Origin of the sequence: Vibrio sp. 10N.222.49.A3 (assembly GCF_041475145.1) — a bacterium.
Classification (GTDB): Bacteria; Pseudomonadota; Gammaproteobacteria; order Enterobacterales; family Vibrionaceae; genus Vibrio; species Vibrio tasmaniensis_A.
Genome location: NZ_JBFRVM010000272.1, coordinates 1 through 2,040, shown reverse-complemented (window position 1 = coordinate 2,040; position 2,040 = coordinate 1). Strand labels below are relative to the sequence as shown.

The window sequence follows — 2,040 nt, the reverse complement described above, 5'->3', positions numbered from 1 at the left end:
ATGTTATCGTCTGGTACTTCACTTAACTCTTCGACAAAAATAGCACCACGTTGCTTGAGCCCTTCAACAACAAAGCGGTTATGCACCACTTCATGGCGAACATAAATCGGTGGCTGATACAGTTCAAGAGCGCGCTCACAAGTTAGAGCTTATCTTGATGCATGGCAATCAGAGAGTCCTTACCTGTTTCCAACCCCTTGTAACACTCAACCCATATCCACCAATCAGTTGGGTATATTCTGGCGACAGGCTCGCCAGTTGGCAGGATTGGAAGGTGTACGTTTGCATGATTTACGTCACACCTACGCCAGTATTGCCATTCAGTCGAAGGTAAACTTGATCGTGCTGAGTCGCCTTTTGGGGCATGCTGAAGCGGAAACGACGCTAAAGTATGCACATTTGGGACGTGATGACGTGTGTCAGGCCGCTTCTCATGTGTCGGGAGTGCTCGTTAAAGGTATGCGCTCATGAAGTCACTGTTATTCACTTCTAAAGTGATTCAATCACTTCATTCGAAAACTCGAACGTATACGGTGTGGGATACCCAAGTGCCAGCGTTAGGAGTTCGAGTTTATACCGATGGTCGCCGTTTCTATGTGACTCATTTATCCATTCCCAATAAGACGTTGGCGGCAGTGGGACAACTGACACTAAAAAAAGTGAGACAACACGTACGTGCTTTACAGGCCTCTTTTTTAGACAAAGAGACGAAACCGATACGGTTGATCCGCTTTGATGCGTTGGTGAAAGAAGAATGGACGGATAAGGTCTGCAAGGGATGGAAAGTGAGTACACAAGGGACAGCGTCGAGCGCCTTAAAAAAGCATTTGTTGCCCGAGTTTGGACGTTTTCCTGTCAGCCGTATTGATTCGTGTCATGTGCATCTTTGGTTTGATGAACTCAGCCAGAATTACGCAGGGGCTGCCAACCGTAATCTTGATGTGCTTCGTTCTATCTTCAAATATGCGGTGAAACAAGGTTATTGCATGGAAAACCCTTGTGATGGTCTCAAGCAAAATCGTAAAAAAAAGCTCAATCGTTTTTTGAGTTTGGACGAGTTAGCGCGGTTGCATAACGCATTAACGGTGGTCAGCCAGCAAGGTGATATGGAAGCGTGCTGTTGTCAGGTGCTAAAGTTGGTGTTGTTAACGGGATGTCGAATTTCAGAGGTAACAAGCCTGCAATGGTCTTTTGTTAAAGGCAGGGAGTGGCACTTGCCGGACAGCAAAACGGGTGCGAAGGTGGTGTATGTGGGCAAGGAAGCGCAGAAACTCCTTTCAGACATACCAAAGCAAGCATGGACACAGCGTAGCGAATCACACGATGATGTGTTTATGCCTTTGCGTCGTTTTGTGAGTCGGTCGACTAAGGTTAGTATGGTCTGGCAACAGGTGCGAGCCTTAGCCCATATCGAGGATGTTCGCATTCACGATTTGCGTCATACCTTTGCCAGTTATGCGGTGTTAGAGGGGTTCCCTATTCCGATGGTGTCGAAACTGTTGGGTCACACGCGTATTTCATCCACGCTTCGTTATGCTCACGTGGATGATGTGCAAGTATCGCAATCTGCTGAGGCGATAGGGGAAGTTATTAGTGGAATATTATCAGGCCAGCTTGTGAATAACCCTAAAACTCGAAAAGTGAGAGCCTCCAAACCTAAGCCGACGAAATCTCCCCCTAAACGCAGAGGAAGACCTATCAAAGTAATACCGGAACTGACCGAGAAGGAGGTTGAACGGTTTAGATATGAAGTGGATTTTTGGGAATGGTGATTAAAATATCTGTCGGAATAACATAAGTACATCAAATTTTAAGGTTAGGGTTTTGGTGAAATTCGTGTTTGAGGGCAGTCACACTTGGAGGTCTATGCTCATTTACTTTTCACTTGCCTCACCGTAGACCTTCAGCCCTGTAGCATCAACGGCTAAATGCTGAATTGCTTCTTCACCAATCCAAAATATCAGTGACTAATGATTGATTAAAGCTTGATTATATTGCTTCCAGTGAGTTTCTTTATAGCAAGGCTTGGTCATTAATCTA

At 45.6% G+C, this 2,040-nt stretch carries 1 protein-coding gene and 2 pseudogenes; 2 read left to right on the top strand and 1 reads right to left on the bottom strand.

The window, feature by feature from the left end; all coding sequences use genetic code 11:
- A pseudogene (gene ispH / locus AB4589_RS24960) lies at window positions 1-137 on the bottom strand (4-hydroxy-3-methylbut-2-enyl diphosphate reductase); the annotation flags it as partial.
- 19 nt (window positions 138-156) lie between these two features.
- On the opposite strand from ispH, the pseudogene AB4589_RS24955 reads away from it, so the two are divergent.
- A pseudogene (locus AB4589_RS24955) lies at window positions 157-471 on the top strand (tyrosine-type recombinase/integrase); the annotation flags it as partial.
- The gene (locus AB4589_RS24950; RefSeq protein WP_372101911.1) at window positions 468-1,772 is read left to right on the top strand and encodes a tyrosine-type recombinase/integrase; all 1,305 of its coding nucleotides are present in this window, start codon (window positions 468-470) and stop codon (window positions 1,770-1,772) included. The pseudogene AB4589_RS24955 and the gene AB4589_RS24950, both read left to right, overlap by 4 nt.
- The last annotated feature ends 268 nt before the right edge of the window (window positions 1,773-2,040 follow it).

What these genes read in the sequence shown, in the direction of transcription:
- AB4589_RS24950 (WP_372101911.1), top strand. Translation starts at nt 468, where the DNA reads ATGAAGTCACTGTTATTCACTTCTAAAGTGATTCAATCACTTCATTCG.